The 13,808-nt window shown below is 68.9% G+C and carries 18 protein-coding genes; 10 read left to right on the top strand and 8 right to left on the bottom strand.

From position 1 onward, the window contains the following. Positions 1-25 precede the first annotated feature (25 nt). From ABMQ42_RS14745 to xseA, 4 genes are read right to left on the bottom strand one after another with little or no spacing between them, the layout of a single operon-like run. Positions 26-682: a carbonic anhydrase gene (locus ABMQ42_RS14745; RefSeq protein ID WP_349723751.1), complete on the bottom strand. Its 657-nt coding sequence runs from the start codon at positions 680-682 to the stop codon at positions 26-28. Continuing rightward, the gene (locus ABMQ42_RS14750) at positions 679-1,320 is read right to left on the bottom strand and encodes a DUF4245 family protein (RefSeq protein ID WP_349723752.1); all 642 of its coding nucleotides are present in this window, start codon (positions 1,318-1,320) and stop codon (positions 679-681) included. Before ABMQ42_RS14750 ends, ABMQ42_RS14745 begins: the two co-directional genes overlap by 4 nt. After that, positions 1,320-1,553 (bottom strand): exodeoxyribonuclease VII small subunit, encoded by a 234-nt coding sequence (locus tag ABMQ42_RS14755; protein WP_349723753.1) that lies wholly within the window; start codon positions 1,551-1,553, stop codon positions 1,320-1,322. Before ABMQ42_RS14755 ends, ABMQ42_RS14750 begins: the two co-directional genes overlap by 1 nt. 3 nt (positions 1,554-1,556) lie before the next feature. Further along, positions 1,557-2,867 carry an exodeoxyribonuclease VII large subunit gene (gene xseA, locus ABMQ42_RS14760; protein ID WP_349723754.1) on the bottom strand — a complete coding sequence of 437 codons (1,311 nt, stop codon included), beginning with the start codon at positions 2,865-2,867 and terminating at the stop codon, positions 1,557-1,559. Between the two features lie 80 nt (positions 2,868-2,947). Here xseA and ABMQ42_RS14765 point away from each other — a divergent pair, with 80 nt between their 5' ends. Genes ABMQ42_RS14765 through ABMQ42_RS14775 form a run of 3 tightly spaced genes read left to right on the top strand, consistent with a single transcriptional unit; the run spans position 2,948 to position 4,984 of the window. Next, positions 2,948-3,976 carry a 4-hydroxy-3-methylbut-2-enyl diphosphate reductase gene (locus ABMQ42_RS14765; RefSeq protein ID WP_502884738.1) on the top strand — a complete coding sequence of 343 codons (1,029 nt, stop codon included), beginning with the start codon at positions 2,948-2,950 and terminating at the stop codon, positions 3,974-3,976. Continuing rightward, the gene (locus ABMQ42_RS14770) at positions 3,969-4,511 is read left to right on the top strand and encodes a DUF6264 family protein (RefSeq protein ID WP_349723755.1); all 543 of its coding nucleotides are present in this window, start codon (positions 3,969-3,971) and stop codon (positions 4,509-4,511) included. Before ABMQ42_RS14765 ends, ABMQ42_RS14770 begins: the two co-directional genes overlap by 8 nt. 20 nt (positions 4,512-4,531) lie before the next feature. Further along, entirely contained in the window at positions 4,532-4,984 is a 453-nt protein-coding gene (locus ABMQ42_RS14775; RefSeq protein WP_349723756.1) for a COG4315 family predicted lipoprotein, read from the top strand. A 54-nt stretch (positions 4,985-5,038) separates the two neighbouring features. Here ABMQ42_RS14775 and fbaA read toward each other — a convergent pair whose 3' ends face one another. After that, on the bottom strand, positions 5,039-6,067 hold the full coding sequence (gene fbaA / locus ABMQ42_RS14780; protein WP_349723757.1) for a class II fructose-bisphosphate aldolase: 1,029 nt from the start codon (positions 6,065-6,067) through the stop codon (positions 5,039-5,041). A 187-nt stretch (positions 6,068-6,254) separates the two neighbouring features. Between fbaA and glpX the strand changes: the two genes are divergently transcribed. Both glpX and ABMQ42_RS14790 read left to right on the top strand, forming a co-directional pair. Further along, positions 6,255-7,274: a class II fructose-bisphosphatase gene (gene glpX, locus ABMQ42_RS14785; protein WP_349723758.1), complete on the top strand. Its 1,020-nt coding sequence runs from the start codon at positions 6,255-6,257 to the stop codon at positions 7,272-7,274. 107 nt (positions 7,275-7,381) lie between these two features. Beyond that, on the top strand, positions 7,382-7,624 hold the full coding sequence (locus tag ABMQ42_RS14790; RefSeq protein WP_349723759.1) for a UDP-N-acetylmuramyl pentapeptide phosphotransferase: 243 nt from the start codon (positions 7,382-7,384) through the stop codon (positions 7,622-7,624). Positions 7,625-7,654: 30 nt separating this feature from the next. Here ABMQ42_RS14790 and ABMQ42_RS14795 read toward each other — a convergent pair whose 3' ends face one another. Next, on the bottom strand, positions 7,655-8,947 hold the full coding sequence (locus tag ABMQ42_RS14795; RefSeq protein ID WP_349723760.1) for a DNA recombination protein RmuC: 1,293 nt from the start codon (positions 8,945-8,947) through the stop codon (positions 7,655-7,657). Between the two features lie 255 nt (positions 8,948-9,202). Further along, on the bottom strand, positions 9,203-9,805 hold the full coding sequence (locus ABMQ42_RS14800; protein WP_349723761.1) for an exonuclease domain-containing protein: 603 nt from the start codon (positions 9,803-9,805) through the stop codon (positions 9,203-9,205). A 59-nt stretch (positions 9,806-9,864) separates the two neighbouring features. Between ABMQ42_RS14800 and ABMQ42_RS14805 the strand changes: the two genes are divergently transcribed. The 5 genes from ABMQ42_RS14805 to ABMQ42_RS14825 all read left to right on the top strand — a co-directional run bounded on the left by ABMQ42_RS14805 (position 9,865) and on the right by ABMQ42_RS14825 (position 13,254). Further along, positions 9,865-10,614, top strand: a complete 750-nt coding sequence (locus ABMQ42_RS14805; RefSeq protein WP_349723762.1) for a class I SAM-dependent methyltransferase — start codon at positions 9,865-9,867, stop codon at positions 10,612-10,614. Positions 10,615-10,675: 61 nt separating this feature from the next. Then, complete coding sequence (ychF, locus tag ABMQ42_RS14810) at positions 10,676-11,749, top strand: redox-regulated ATPase YchF (protein WP_349723763.1); 1,074 nt, start codon at positions 10,676-10,678, stop codon at positions 11,747-11,749. A gap of 476 nt (positions 11,750-12,225) precedes the next feature. Further along, positions 12,226-12,507 (top strand): type II toxin-antitoxin system RelE/ParE family toxin, encoded by a 282-nt coding sequence (locus ABMQ42_RS14815; RefSeq protein ID WP_349723764.1) that lies wholly within the window; start codon positions 12,226-12,228, stop codon positions 12,505-12,507. Continuing rightward, positions 12,482-12,802 carry a HigA family addiction module antitoxin gene (locus tag ABMQ42_RS14820; protein ID WP_349723765.1) on the top strand — a complete coding sequence of 107 codons (321 nt, stop codon included), beginning with the start codon at positions 12,482-12,484 and terminating at the stop codon, positions 12,800-12,802. Before ABMQ42_RS14815 ends, ABMQ42_RS14820 begins: the two co-directional genes overlap by 26 nt. Further along, positions 12,799-13,254: an NUDIX hydrolase gene (locus tag ABMQ42_RS14825; RefSeq protein ID WP_349723766.1), complete on the top strand. Its 456-nt coding sequence runs from the start codon at positions 12,799-12,801 to the stop codon at positions 13,252-13,254. The genes ABMQ42_RS14820 and ABMQ42_RS14825 overlap by 4 nt, the downstream gene beginning before the upstream one ends. Before the next feature lie 96 nt (positions 13,255-13,350). Here ABMQ42_RS14825 and ABMQ42_RS14830 read toward each other — a convergent pair whose 3' ends face one another. Next, positions 13,351-13,785 carry a hypothetical protein gene (locus ABMQ42_RS14830; protein WP_349723767.1) on the bottom strand — a complete coding sequence of 145 codons (435 nt, stop codon included), beginning with the start codon at positions 13,783-13,785 and terminating at the stop codon, positions 13,351-13,353. Between the last annotated feature and the right edge of the window lie 23 nt (positions 13,786-13,808).

The raw sequence follows: 13,808 nt of genomic DNA on the forward strand, positions 1-13,808 counted from the left end.
GAATGGGTCGTTGTGCGGATAGGGGTCACAGCCCCGGGATCGAGACGGCGCCCTTGACGACGTGCGGCACGACGGTGCCCTCGCCCAGGCGGTAGATGGCGCCGACGATGCCGAGTCGACCGGCCGCCACGGCGTCGGCGACGATGCTCGACGCCTGCAGGAGCTCGTCGACCGTCTCCTGGATGTGCTCGACGCCGACGGCGTCGGCGTCGGCGGCCGACGGCTCGGCGCTGCCGGCGCGCGCCACGCGGTGCACCGTGGGAACGATCGGGGCGATGAGGCGCCAGATCTTCGCGGGAAGCTCGGGAGCGTCGGGGCGCGTGCTGTCGATCGCTGCGCGGACCGCACCGCATGCCTCGTGGCCGAGCACCACGAGGATCGGCACATCGAGGATCGCCACCGCGAACTCGATGCTGCCGACCATGGACGGTGAGACGACCTGCCCGGCGTTGCGGACCACGAACATGTCGCCGAGGCCCTCGTCGAACACGATCTCGGCGGCCGGTCGCGAGTCTGAGCAGCCGAAGACGACGGCATGCGGATGCTGCCCATCGGTCAGTTCGCGGCGTCGGTCGGCGCTCTGACGCGGGTGGAGGACCGACCCCTTCACGAAACGGGCATTGCCCTCGGCCAGGCGGTCCCAGGCCTCTTGCGGGGTGAGCCTCACACTCGTCGACGTCATCGCGCTTCCTCTCTCATTTGTTCGATCTGGTCTGTGAGCCCGGAAGCGGCCACGGCTGCCGTCTTCGCATCGGTGGCGCCGTAGACGAGGATCCGGTCGGTGCCGGCATCCGTCCCGATCGCGTAGCTGATGTTGCCGGCGGCGCTGGGATCGGCGATCCGATAGCGCGTCCACTCGATGCCGTCGATGGTCACCGTGCCGTCGGCCGCCGCGCCGTCGAGCAGCCGCGCGTCCCACGCCGTGTCGGCATCGAAGCCCTGTGCGATGCGGATGAATCCCGCATCCTCACCGGTGGCGTACACGATGGTCCAGGTGGGGGTGGTGTCACCGGAGACACGCGCGGAGTTCGCGCGCCACGATGCGGGGACGACCGGCACGATGACCGTGCGGTCGTATGAGGACGCGGCGTCGTCGGCCACCGACGCCACATCGACCGCTGCGGGTTCGCGCACGTCGCCGCGGGGCACGATCAGGACGATCAGCACGACCACCGCGAGCACCACGATGAGCGCGGCGACGAGGTTGCGCACGGTCTGGCTCGAGCGGTACACCCGCGACGACTCCGCCTTGCGGGCGGCCGTCTCGTCGGGGGTCTCGGCTCGGCCGAGCTCGGCGACGATGCGCGGCGATTCTGCCATCATCCCTCGTTCTCCGCCTGTTCGCGGGCGTCGTCGAGACGCCGCTTGGCGCCCAGCAGCCACTCCTCGCAGCGGCCGGCGAGGGCCTCGCCGCGCTCCCAGAGCGCCAGGGAGTGCTCGAGCGTCGGAGCGCCCTGCTCGAGCTCGGTGACGACCCGGACGAGCTCGTCGCGAGCCTGCTCGAAGGTGAGCTCGGCGACGTCGGAGCGCGTGGCGGGAGTGGGATCCGTCATGCTCTACAGCTTAGTTCCGGCGTCGGACGCGCCCGACTCGGGCACCTCGCCCTCCGAAACGGCGGCGATCGAGCCGCGGTCGAGGGTCACTGTCATCCGAGCGCCCGCCGGTGCCTGGGCGGCGTCGCGCACGATCGTTCCGTCGGCCAGATGCGCGATGGCGTAGCCGCGGGCGAGTGTCGAGGCGGGGGAGAGGGCGCGCAGGGTCGCGCGCAGCTCGGCGACGCGCCGCGACTGCGCGTCCATCCGGCGGTCCACGATGTCGCGCCCTCGCGCGGCCAGCAGCATCAGGTCGTGCGTGCGGCCGGTCAGCAGCGATTCGGGATCGCGCAGCACCGGTCGGCTGCGCAGCTGCTCGAGCTGGGCGATGTCATGGCCCACGCGGGCAGTCAGACGCGACGTCAGCCGTGCGCGCAGCTGCGCGACGAGCGCCCGCTGCTCGCCGACATCGGGCACGACGCGCTTGGCGGCGTCGGTGGGCGTCGAGGCGCGCAGGTCGGCGACGTCGTCGAGGAGCGGATGGTCGTTCTCGTGCCCGATCGCGCTGACGACGGGGGTGGATGCCGCGGCCACCGCCCGCACGAGGCGCTCGTCGCTGAACCCGAGCAGGGTCTGCGGATCGCCTCCGCCGCGCGCGATGATGATGACGTCGATCTCGGGGTCGGCGTCCAGCGACGCCAGTGCCGCCAGCACCTCGGGCACGCACCTGTCGCCCTGGACGGCCGCATGCACGGTGCGGAAGCGCACCTGCGGCCAGCGCAGCTCGGCGTTGCGGTGGACGTCGCGCTCGGCGTCGCTGCGCTCGCCCGTGATGAGGCCGATGCAGTGCGGCAGGAAGGGAAGTCGCTTCTTGCGGGCGGGGTCGAACAGTCCCTCGCCGCGCAGCTGCGCACGCAGGCGCTCGAGGCGCTCGAGCTGTGCGCCCAGGCCTGCGTGCCGCATCTGCGAGACGACGAAGCCGAAGTCGCCGCCCTTGGCGTAGTAGTCGGGCTTCACGCAGGTGACAACGCGGTCGCCGACCTTGAGGTCGTCGGTGATCCGTGCGCGCACGCTCGACCACAGCCGGAAGGAGAGCACCGCGTCGCCGGCGAGGTCTTTCAGCCGGCCGTACACCGAACCGCCGCGGACGTTCCAGGACGTGATCTCGCCCTCGACCCAGACCGACCCCCACTTCTGCACGAAGCCGTGGATGGTCTCGTTGAGCCGGGACACCGAGGTCGGGCCCTCGCTGGAGGAATCTCGGGGATGGATCGAGTCGGCCGGTACCGTGCGGTCCGCGGCATCCATCGACGAATCCGGGATGAACGTCGTCATCTGTTCCTTCCGTCGGCGGGCGGCTCTCAGGGCGGCGACCGTACAATCAAGGGGTGAGCGCCCTCGCAGTCCATCTGCCCGTGCCGCGTGTTCCCGCGCGTGAGCCGCGGCGAGCCGCGCGGCTCCAGGATATCCCGGTGGACGGACACAAGCGCGTCCTCGTGGCAGCGCCGCGCGGGTTCTGCGCCGGCGTCGACCGCGCGGTGGCCGTCGTGGAACGGGCGCTGGAACAGTACGGCGCGCCCGTCTACGTGCGCAAGCAGATCGTGCACAACATCCACGTGGTCGGCGAGCTCGAGCAGCGCGGCGCGGTGTTCGTCGACGACGTCGACGAAGTTCCGACCGGCGCACGCCTCGTGTTCAGTGCGCACGGCGTGTCGCCCGCCGTGCGCACCGCGGCCGATGAACGCGACCTGCAGACCATCGACGCGACCTGCCCCCTCGTGACGAAGGTGCACCGCGAGGCCGTGCGCTTCGCGCGCGATGACCGCGAGATCCTGCTGATCGGGCACAACGGTCACGAAGAGGTCGAGGGCACGGCGGGCGAGGCGCCGGCTCATGTCACCGTCGTGAACTCGCCGGAAGACGCCGACACGGTCGAGGTGCGCGATCCCTCCCGCGTGGTGTGGCTGTCGCAGACGACGCTGTCGGTCGACGAGACCATGGAGACAGTGCGCCGTCTGCGCGCGCGGTTCCCGCAGCTGGCCGACCCGCCCACCGACGACATCTGCTACGCGACCCAGAACCGGCAGACCGCGATCAAGAAGGTCGCATCCGAAGCCGACGTGGTGATCGTCGTGGGGTCGGCGAACTCGTCCAACAGCGTGCGCCTCGTCGAGGTCGCGCGCGAGCACGGCGCGCGTGCCGCCTACCGTGTCGATCACGGCGACGAGATCGCGCAGGAGTGGCTCGACGGCGCCGTGACGGTCGGCGTGACCAGCGGGGCCTCCGTCCCGGAGGTGCTCGTCCGCGAGGTGCTCGCCGAGCTCGCCGATGCGGGCTACGCCGACGTCGAAGAGGTGCACACCGCACAGGAGGATCTGACATTCGCGCTGCCGAAGGAACTGCGACCCGACCCGACGCACGGACGGGGAGGACGCCATGAGTGACGCCGGAAGCGGCGGGCGCCCGCGTCCGCAGTACGGCGAGTACGCGAGCGCCGCCGAGCAGCGTGCGCGCATCCAGGTGCCGCAGCACGAGGAGCAACCGGCGCCTCCCGTGCCGGCACCCCCACTGTGGGGCGCGTCGCCGCAGGCGCCCGCGCGTCCCGCGCCCGCACAGGCGGCGAACCGTGTCATCACGATCGGTCTGCTGGCCTACGGCGCGATCAACGTCCTGATGTCGGTGTTCTCGTTCCTCGACCTGTCGACGGTCATCGACACCACGTATCGGATCATGGGCGTCCCCGGCTCGTTCGCCAATCAGGCGTCGGCGCACACGTGGGGCATCGTCGCGGCGATCGTGCTCGTGCTCGGCTATGCGGGCACCGTGTGGTGGTCGGTGCACGTCATGCGGCGCGGGCGCCTCTCGTGGTGGATCCCACTGGTCGGCGCCGCCGTCACCTACGTGATCGTGTCGGTGTTCGTGGCCATCCCGATGATGACCGACCCGGCCTTCGTGACGTATGTGACCGGGTCGAACTGATCGGGGAGCAGACTGGGGGCATGCGCTTCTCTCGTCGTGTCTCCCTGCTCGCCCTCGTCGCGGTCGCGGCCGCCGGAGGGCTGACCGGCTGCGCGGCCGACACCGGACCGAAGACCGTCCTCACGACGGTGAAGACCTCGGTGGGAGAGACCGTCGCGGATGCCGACGGACGGGCGGTCTACCTGTACACCGAAGACGAGCAGGGCGCGGGCAAGAGCTCGTGCGACGCCGCATGCCTGGCGTCGTGGCCGGCCGTGACGACCGACTCGACCGACCCGCAGGGCGACGGCATCGATGCGAAGATCGGCGAGATCCCCGCGGACGGCGGCGGGTACCAGCTGACGCTGGACGGGTGGCCGCTCTACTACTTCGACGGCGACACCGCTCCGAAGATGATCAAGGGCCAGGGGATCGGCGGCGTGTGGTGGTTGCTGACGCCCGACGGGCAGCGCATCACCGACATCGGGAGATGAACAAGAGGGGGGATGCCACGGCCCGCGGCATCCCCCCTCCTCTGTTTCTGCGGATCAGGACGCGCTGTGTCCGAACGAGCCCAGCTGCTTGGTGGCCTCGACGACGCGGGCTGCCATCGCCGACTCGGCGACCTTGCCCCATGCGCGCGGGTCGTACTGCTTCTTGTTGCCGACCTCGCCGTCGATCTTGAGGACGCCCTCATAGTTCTCGTACATGTAGCCGGCGATCGAGCGCGTGAACGCGTACTGGGTGTCGGTGTCGATGTTCATCTTGATGACGCCGTTGGCGACCGCAGTCGCGATCTCCTCGTCGCTCGAGCCCGAGCCGCCGTGGAACACGAGGTCGAGCGGCTTGGCACCCGTGCCGAAGCGCTCGGCGATGCCCGCCTGGATCTCGCCGAGGAGCTCGGGGCGGAGCTTCACGTTGCCCGGCTTGTAGACGCCGTGCACGTTGCCGAACGTCAGAGCGGCGATCCAGCGGCCGTTGTCACCGAGGCCCAGGGCCTCGACGGCCTTGGCGACGTCACCGGTGGTCGTGTACAGGGCGTCGTTCGTGCCCTCGTGCTTGACGCCGTCCTCCTCGCCGCCGACGACACCGATCTCCACCTCGAGGATCGCGTTGATGTTCTTGAGGCGGGGGAGCAGCTCCTTCGCGATCTCGATGTTCTCCGCGAGCGGGACGGCCGAGCCGTCCCACATGTGCGACTGGAAGATCGGATTGCGGCCGGCCTTGACCTCTTCCTCCGAGGCGGCGATCAGCGGGAGGACGAAGTCGTCGAGCGCGGGCTTCGGGCAGTGGTCGGTGTGCAGCGCGACCGTGATCGGGTAGTTCTTGGCGACCTCGGTCGCGAACTTGGCGAAGGCAATCGCGCCGGTGGCGCGGGCCTTGACGCTCTGGCCGGCGAAGTAGTCGGCGCCGCCGGTGGTGACCTGAAGGATGCCGTCGGAGCCGGCCTCGGTCAGGCCCTGCAGGACGGAGTTGATCGTCTGCGAGCTGGAGACGTTGATGGCCGGGTACGCGAAGCCGCCGGCCTTGGCACGGTCGAGCATTTCTGCGTACTGGTCGGGGGTGGCGACGGGCATGACGTGCGCTCCTTGGTCGTGAGGTGAATCGACTCCTCACTCTAGCGAAGCCGCCGCCGCTCGAGCGGGGACATGACGGAGGGGAGGGATGCCGCTGCCTTACCCGCGCGAAAGAATCACAGAATCTTCGGTTGACAAGCGAGTGAATCGAGGCGATTTCTGCACGATTGACGGTTATGGTGAGGGCATGGTGAGTCTCTCCGCGTCCACGAACGATCCCGACCTTGTCGATGCGGCGGAGCCGGTGCTGCATCCCGATCGCAACATCGCGCTCGAACTCGTCCGGGCGACGGAGGCTGCGGCCATCCGTGCGGTGCCGTTCATCGGCCGCGGTCAGAAGGAAGCGGCCGACGGGGCTGCGGTGGACGCGATGCGGGCCTTCCTCGGCACCGTGAGCGTGGACGGCACGATCGTGATCGGCGAGGGCGAGAAGGACCACGCGCCGATGCTCTTCAACGGTGAGAAGGTCGGCAACGGGTCGGGTCCCAAGTGCGACATCGCCGTCGACCCGATCGACGGCACCTCGCTGACCGCTGCAGGCCGCAACAACGCGCTGTCGGTGATCGCGGTCTCCGATCACGGCACGATGCTCGACGCTTCGACCGTCTTCTACATGGACAAGCTCGTGACCGGACCGGCAGGCGTGGGCGTCGTGGACATCCGTCTGCCCATCGGCGAGAACATCCGGCGGCTGGCGAAGGCGCTCGGCAAGCCGGTCGAGGAGATGGTCGTCTCGGTGCTGCACAGGCCTCGGCACGAGAAGCTCATCGACGAGATCCGTGAGGCCGGCGCGGGAACGCGGCTGATGAGCGACGGTGACGTCGCCGGCGGCATCAACGCCGCGCGCTACAACGCTCCCACCGACATGTGCGTGGGTGTCGGCGGCAGCCCGGAGGGCATCGTCACCGCGTGTGCGATCAAGGCGCTCGGCGGGCACATCCAGGGACGGCTGTGGCCTCGCGACGACGACGAGAAGCAGCGCGGCATCGACGCCGGGCTGCAGCTCGACGGCCACGTGTACGAGGCCGATGACCTGGTGCAGGGCAACAACACGCTGTTCGTCGCCACCGGCGTCACCGACGGCGGACTGGTCGCCGGCGTGCGCCGCAACGCCGACTACGTGTACACCGAGAGCGTTGTGCTGCGCAGCGCCTCGGGCACGCTGCGGCGCATCTCCTCGGAGCACCTCGTCTCGAAGTGGCTCTGACCGACGGAGTCGCGCCGTTGCGCGGCATCCTCCCCCTCCCGTGCGAGAATTGACGGCGTCTGCGGGCAACCGCAGAAGTCCGAGACGTGCGCGAGGGAGACTGAGACATGGCGGGTGAGAAGACCGAGCCGGCACCGCGTACCGGTGCGCAGGCCGTCGTCGCCGACGCTCTGGCGCGGACGGGCGTGCATCCCAAGGTCGTCGAGACCGATCCTGCACGTCGCCCCGACGTGCTGTTCCGCAAGCGCAAGGCCGAGGGTGAGGTCGTCAGCTCGTGGTGGATGATCGGCGCGTTCGTGGCCGTGTCGGGCGTCGCGATCCTCTTGTTCCGCTTCATTCCGGGCGGCTGACGCTTCTCGCGCCGTTGGCCCTGCGGGTGCTCACTCTTCGCGCGTGGTGACCCCCTCGTCGGTCGTGTCGATCCTCCCGCGCAACTCGCCGAGGTCTGCCGAGACCAGCGGGGGCGCCTCGGTGAATTCCGGTGCGGTCAGCCGCTTGGTGCCCTTCTCGATCGTCGATGCCTCGCCCAGCGCATCGAGCTTGGTCTGGTCGATGCCGGGAAAGCGCCGTGCACTGACGAGCACGCGCGTCTCGAGCGAGCCGGCGAAGCGGTTGTAGCTGTCGACGGTGCGCTCGATCGCCTTGCGCAGATCGTCGGCATGCCCGGCCAGGGAGCCCAGGCGTCCATACAGCTCGTTGCCCAGGTCGAACAGCCGACGGGCTTCGTGCGAGACGTCCTGCTGGGTCCACGTGTAGGCGACGGTCTTCAGCACCGCCCAGAGATTCACCGGTGACGCCAGGGCGACGCGCTTGCCGAAGGCGTAGTCGAGCAGCGTCGGGTCTTCGTCGAGCGCTGTGGACAGCAGCGACTCACTCGGCAGGAAGCAGATGACGAACTCGGGGCTGGACGACATGCCGGCCCAGTACGTCTTGCGCGCGAGCGCGTCGATGTGGGCGCGGACGGCCTTCACATGCTTGCTGAGCAGTGTCGCGCGCCGCGTCGCGTCGTCGCCCTGGGCGGTCACGGGTATCGCACTGGCTTCGAGGTACGCATCGAGCGGCACCTTCGCGTCGAGTGCGAGCGCCTTGTCGCCGGGAAGATGGATGACCATGTCGGGGCGCCCCGCGCCGGCGTCGGATGTGATGGACGCCTGCACATCGAAGTCCACGAACCGGATGAGTCCCGCTGCCTCGACGACCCGCCGCAGCTGCGTCTCGCCCCAGACGCCGCGGGTCGCCCCTGACCGCAGGGCACCCGCGAGCGATTCGGTGGTCGCGCGCAGCGCCTCTTCACTCTCTGCGGTGCGCCGCAGCTGCTCGGCGAGCGTGCCGTACTGCGTGTGGCGGTCGGTCTCGAGCACATCGACCTTGCGCTGCATCTCCTGCAGCGTCTCGCGCACCGGCTCAAGGGCGCGCAGCACCGACTGCTCGCGGCGCTCGCGCTCTTCACGCGCCGCCTGGTCGAGGCGTGACTGCTCGGCGAAGCCGCGATGCAGCTCGTCTTGGCGGGCGACCCGGTCGCGCAGGGAGGCGGTCTCGGTCTCGGCTGCGACAGCGCGCGCGAGCAGGCCGGCGTGCTCGTCCGCGCCGCGCAGGGCGTGCAGGGCCCAGCCCGCCACGAGTCCGAGGGCGAGGCAGGCGACGGCGATCAGTGCGGGCCAGAATGCGTCCATGTCCCCATGATGGACGGGGCCTCCGACATCACGCCGCAGACTCGGCGCGGCGCGGCGGGCCGCGGGCCGCGGGCCCGGGTGACCGTCCGGTCGGGGCCCTCGCCTGAGGCGAGGGGAAATGCCGACGCGAGGAGCGAATGTGCAGATTCGGCCCTCGCTCCGGCAGATCCCCTCGCCCGAGGCGAGGGTGAGTCCAGGGCGCGAGCAAACAAGGGCTCGGGCGCGTATCGATGATGCCGGCGCGGCGTGCGCCGGTCAGGCGGCGAAGACGGGCTCGACCACCGGCGCCGCGACGTCGATCGTCTTGACTCTGAGCCCGTGCGCGTCGGCAAGCGCGTCGATGGAGCGCGCGCCGGCACGGGCCGCGGCATCCATCACGATATGGGCGCACGCGAGCGCATCGGCCGTCGCCTCGTGGTGGGTGAAGTCGGTGAAGCCCGCCGCGGCCGCCGCGAGCGGCAGCCGGTACGAGGGCAGCTCGTACACGCGACGCGCCAGCTGCAGGCTGCAGAAATAGCGGTACGGCGGGCAGACATCGCCGCTGGCTTCGCACGCGCGCCGCAGCACCGACATGTCGAAGCCCGCGTTGTGTGCGACGAGCACGTCGGCCGCGGCGAACGCCGCGATGTCGTCGAGCTGCTCGCTCCACGTCTTGGCGTCCCGCACGTCTTCGGGGTGGATGCCGTGGATGCCGATGTTCACATCGAAGAAGCGGTCGAACCCGGCCGGCGGGCGGATCAGCCATCCCGTCTGCGCGACGACCTCGCCGCTGCGGACGCGGACGAGTCCGACCGCGCAGGCCGAGGCACTGCTGGAGTTCGCCGTCTCGAAGTCGATAGCGGTGAAGTCCACGGGCACGTCTGCAGTCTCACCCCTGCGCCTATGAGGCGGACTCAGGCGCGCCGTAGGGTGGGCCCATGGCCACACGTGAAGAGATGTCGCGGTCGTTCGGTGCCGCCACCGACGCCTACGAGACGGGGCGCCCGGAATACCCCGCGGAGGCGGTCGAGTGGATGCTGCAGCCGACGCGCACGGAGGGTCACCGCGTGCGCGTGGCCGATGTGGGTGCCGGCACCGGCAAGCTGACTCGTGCGCTGGTAGAGGCCGACGCCGAGGTGGTCGCCGTCGAGCCGGATGCGGCGATGCTCGAGGCGCTGCGGGCGGCGGTGCCCGGCGTGCCGACACTCGCGGGGACGGGGGAGGCGCTGCCGCTGCCCGACGCCGCGCTCGATGCCGTGGTGTTCGGGCAGGCGTGGCACTGGGTGGATCCGGTCGCGGCGTCCGCCGAGGTCGCGCGAGTGCTGCGCCCGGCTGGCGTGCTCGGGCTCGTTTGGAACATTCGCGACGAGTCGGTCGAGTGGGTCGCCGCGATGACGCGGATCATGCACGGCAGCAATGCCGAGGTGATGCTCGCCGAGGGCGGGCCGACGGTGGCCTCACCGTTCGGCGCGCTCGAATCGCACTCGTGGCGCTGGGCGCGGTCGATGAGCCGCGCGGACCTGTTCGACATGGCGCATTCGCGCAGTTACGTCATCACGGCCGACGACACCGAGCGCGCGCGCATCGACCGCGAGCTGGGCGAGGTCTTCGACGGCATCGGGGCGGTCGGCGACGCCGTGGTCGAGCTGCCCTACGTGACCACGGCGTTCCGGGCGCTGCGGCCGTAGCGAACCCGTCTGCGTGCGTGGGCGGCGGGCTGCGGCATCCACCCCCGTAGACTGGATGCCCGTGGCCCTCACCATCGGAATCGTCGGACTGCCCAACGTCGGCAAGTCCACCCTGTTCAACGCCCTGACCCGCAACCAGGTGCTCGCAGCGAACTATCCGTTCGCGACGATCGAGCCCAACATCGGGGTGGTGAACCTTCCCGATGAACGGCTCGACCGGCTCGCCGAGGTCTTCCACAGCGAGCGGACTGTGCCCGCGACCGTGTCGTTCGTCGACATCGCCGGCATCGTGCGCGGTGCGAGTGAGGGTGAGGGGCTGGGCAACCAGTTCTTGGCGAACATCCGCGAGGCCGACGCGATCGCGCAGGTCGTGCGCGGGTTCGCCGACGACGACGTCGTGCACGTCGAGGGTGAGGTCAACCCGAAGAACGACCTCGAGACGATCGGCGCCGAGCTGATGCTCGCCGACCTGCAGACGCTCGAGAAGGCGATCACGCGGTACGAGAAGGAAGTCAAAGGCCGCAAGACAGACAAGTCCGTGCTCGAGGCTGCCGTCGCCGCGAAGGACGCCCTCGATCGCGGCGTTCTGCTGTCGGCGTCGGGCGTCGACCTCGCGCCTATCAAGGAGCTCGGGCTGCTGACGGCGAAGCCGTTCATCTTCGTGTTCAACGTGGATGAGGCGGTGCTGACGGATGCCGCGCGCAAGGCCGAGCTGGAGGCCCTGGTGGCCCCCGCGAAGGCCGTCTTCCTCGACGCGAAGATCGAGTCGGAGCTCATCGACCTCGATCCGGAGGATGCTGCGGAGCTACTGGCTTCGACGGGACAGGACGAGTCGGGCCTCGACCAGCTGGCGCGCATCGGCTTCGACACGCTCGGGCTGCAGACGTACCTGACCGCGGGCCCGAAGGAGGCCCGGGCCTGGACGATCGGCAAGGGCTGGAAGGCGCCGCAGGCGGCGGGGGTCATCCACACAGACTTCGAGAAGGGCTTCATCAAGGCCGAGGTCATCTCGTTCGAGGATCTCGTCGAGCTCGGCTCGGTCGTCGAGGCGCGTGCCCACGGCAAGGCGCGCCTGGAGGGCAAGGACTACGTCATGCAGGACGGCGACGTGGTGGAGTTCCGTTTCAACGTGTGAGCCGGAACTCGAGCATCTGCCAGAGTGGCGATGTGAAGCCTGGTGAAACTCGACGCGTGAACCTGGCAGCAAGGGTGCTGCCGGCGATCGGCATTCTGCTAGCGACGTGGGTGCTCATGTGGCTGGCTCAGGGCATTCCGACTCTGTGTGCCCTCGCGAATCCGTGCCCTGCTCCCGACGTTCGTGTCGCCCCTGCTCTGTGGTTCGGGGGTTTCATGATTGTGCCGGCCGTGGCTTTGATCCTCACTGCTCGGGGCGGTCAGTCGTGGGGGTGGGTGCGTACTTTCTCATACATCGTGCTGGTGGGGCTGGCCGTTGTTGGCCTCGCTGCAGTGCTCTTCTCGGGCGGGTTCACTGTCCCCCACGTGTTCTAGGTCCCCCACTCGATAGGCCGTGATTCCTATCCGTAACGTAACCCGGTGGAGTTCCGGTTTAACGTCTAGCGTTATTGACGGGTTTCGTTATATTCTGAGCCTGTGATCAGATCGTTCGCGAGCAAGGACACCGAACGCATCTGGCATGAGCAGTACGTCAAGCGCATTGACCGGTTGGTACAGCGGGCGGCCTTGCGGAAGCTTGAAGTCATCCATGCGGCAAGAGACGTGGAAGACCTCAGACTCCCGCCGGGGAACCGGCTGGAACAGTTGTCTGGCGACCGGCGCGGGCAGCACAGCATCCGCGTCAATGCGCAGTGGCGGATCTGCTTTGTCTGGAGGGATGGAGGTGCGGAAGATGTCGAACTCGTCGACCACCACTGAGAACGACCTGATCGAGCCGATCCATCCGGGAGAGATCTTGATGGAGGACTTCATCGAGGGCTTCGGGATCACGCAGAACAAGCTGGCGGTCTCGATCGGTGTGCCGCCGCGGCGGATCAATGAGATCGTGCACGGCAAGCGGGGAATCACGGCGGACACAGCGATCCGGCTGGCCCGCTACTTTGGGACGTCAGAGGAGTTCTGGATGAACTTGCAGTCGAACTATGAACTGCGGCTGGAACGGCGCGCTCTGCGCGACAAGATCGCTGCGATCAGGCCGCTGAAGGTCGCGTGAGCGCTGGGCCGGATCGCCGACTCGTCAGAAAGGTTGTGGCGTACGTCGTGCATGACGGTGATCTCCTGGTCTTCACCCACGACGACGTCCCGCTCGATGTTGCGGGGGTGCAAGTGCCTGCGGGATCCATCGAGCCCGGCGAAGAGCCGGGCGCGGCCGTCGTGCGCGAGGTTCTTGAGGAGACAGGGATGGCCACACGTGTCATTCGTGACTTGGGTGTCGAACTATACGACGTCTGGCCGTCCAAACCGGAGATGCACGAGCGACACTTCTTTCAGCTTGAACCGGCAGAGCACTCACTACCGGAGCGGTGGTCTTCCGGTGAGGAGGATCCTTCAGACGGGGGCCAGACTCAGCGTTGGACGTGCCGATGGATCCCCCTCGAACAGGCGCACGTGCTCTGTGCGGGGTTCGGGGCGAAGCTCGGCGCGATCGCACCAGCAGACCGCTAACCGCGACGTAACGTGTTGGAGTTCCGGTTTAACGTGTGATCACTGGTCCGTTCGCGCTTCGCCCCGGTCGTCGGTGACGGCCGGGGCCTTCGCGTTCTACCAGGCCCGCGGGTAGTCGAGCGTCAGCAGCATGTCGTCGCGGATGTCGCGCAGGATCGTCTCGTCGAGCTCGCCGATGCGGATGCCGCGTGAGCGCTGCGGGGTGACGACATCGCTTTCGGGGCTCCACGCGCGGAGGACGGCGATGCGGGAGACGTGCGGGACATGGTCGGGGAGTTCGCGGAGCCAGGCGAGCCAGCGTTCCGCGCTGATCTCGCCGTCATGGGCAGGATCGGCACGCCGGCCGATCAGCGAACCGCAGTCGCACATGCGTGTTGTCAGAGTGAAGACGCGCGAAGAGCCGCGCACGCGGCTCGAGCCGATGCTCATCTCTTCGGCGACGGGCGCGACGCCGAGCCGTTCCTCGGTGAACTGCTGGAACTCGGTCGTGAAGGCTGCGGCGTTCACCGCCCAGAGATTGATCGCGCACATAGTTGCCCAGGCTACCGACCTAC

It is taken from the genome of Microbacterium sp. KR10-403 (assembly GCF_040196215.1).
Taxonomy (GTDB): Bacteria; Actinomycetota; Actinomycetes; order Actinomycetales; family Microbacteriaceae; genus Microbacterium.

Coding starts and splice junctions, on each gene's coding strand:
- ABMQ42_RS14745 (WP_349723751.1), bottom strand. CDS start 682: ATGACGTCGACGAGTGTGAGGCTCACCCCGCAAGAGGCCTGGGACCGC.
- ABMQ42_RS14750 (WP_349723752.1), bottom strand. CDS start 1,320: ATGGCAGAATCGCCGCGCATCGTCGCCGAGCTCGGCCGAGCCGAGACC.
- ABMQ42_RS14755 (WP_349723753.1), bottom strand. CDS start 1,553: ATGACGGATCCCACTCCCGCCACGCGCTCCGACGTCGCCGAGCTCACC.
- xseA (WP_349723754.1), bottom strand. CDS start 2,867: ATGACGACGTTCATCCCGGATTCGTCGATGGATGCCGCGGACCGCACG.
- ABMQ42_RS14770 (WP_349723755.1), top strand. CDS start 3,969: ATGAGTGACGCCGGAAGCGGCGGGCGCCCGCGTCCGCAGTACGGCGAG.
- ABMQ42_RS14775 (WP_349723756.1), top strand. CDS start 4,532: ATGCGCTTCTCTCGTCGTGTCTCCCTGCTCGCCCTCGTCGCGGTCGCG.
- fbaA (WP_349723757.1), bottom strand. CDS start 6,067: ATGCCCGTCGCCACCCCCGACCAGTACGCAGAAATGCTCGACCGTGCC.
- glpX (WP_349723758.1), top strand. CDS start 6,255: ATGGTGAGTCTCTCCGCGTCCACGAACGATCCCGACCTTGTCGATGCG.
- ABMQ42_RS14790 (WP_349723759.1), top strand. CDS start 7,382: ATGGCGGGTGAGAAGACCGAGCCGGCACCGCGTACCGGTGCGCAGGCC.
- ABMQ42_RS14795 (WP_349723760.1), bottom strand. CDS start 8,947: ATGGACGCATTCTGGCCCGCACTGATCGCCGTCGCCTGCCTCGCCCTC.
- ABMQ42_RS14805 (WP_349723762.1), top strand. CDS start 9,865: ATGGCCACACGTGAAGAGATGTCGCGGTCGTTCGGTGCCGCCACCGAC.
- ABMQ42_RS14820 (WP_349723765.1), top strand. CDS start 12,482: ATGTCGAACTCGTCGACCACCACTGAGAACGACCTGATCGAGCCGATC.
- ABMQ42_RS14830 (WP_349723767.1), bottom strand. CDS start 13,785: ATGTGCGCGATCAATCTCTGGGCGGTGAACGCCGCAGCCTTCACGACC.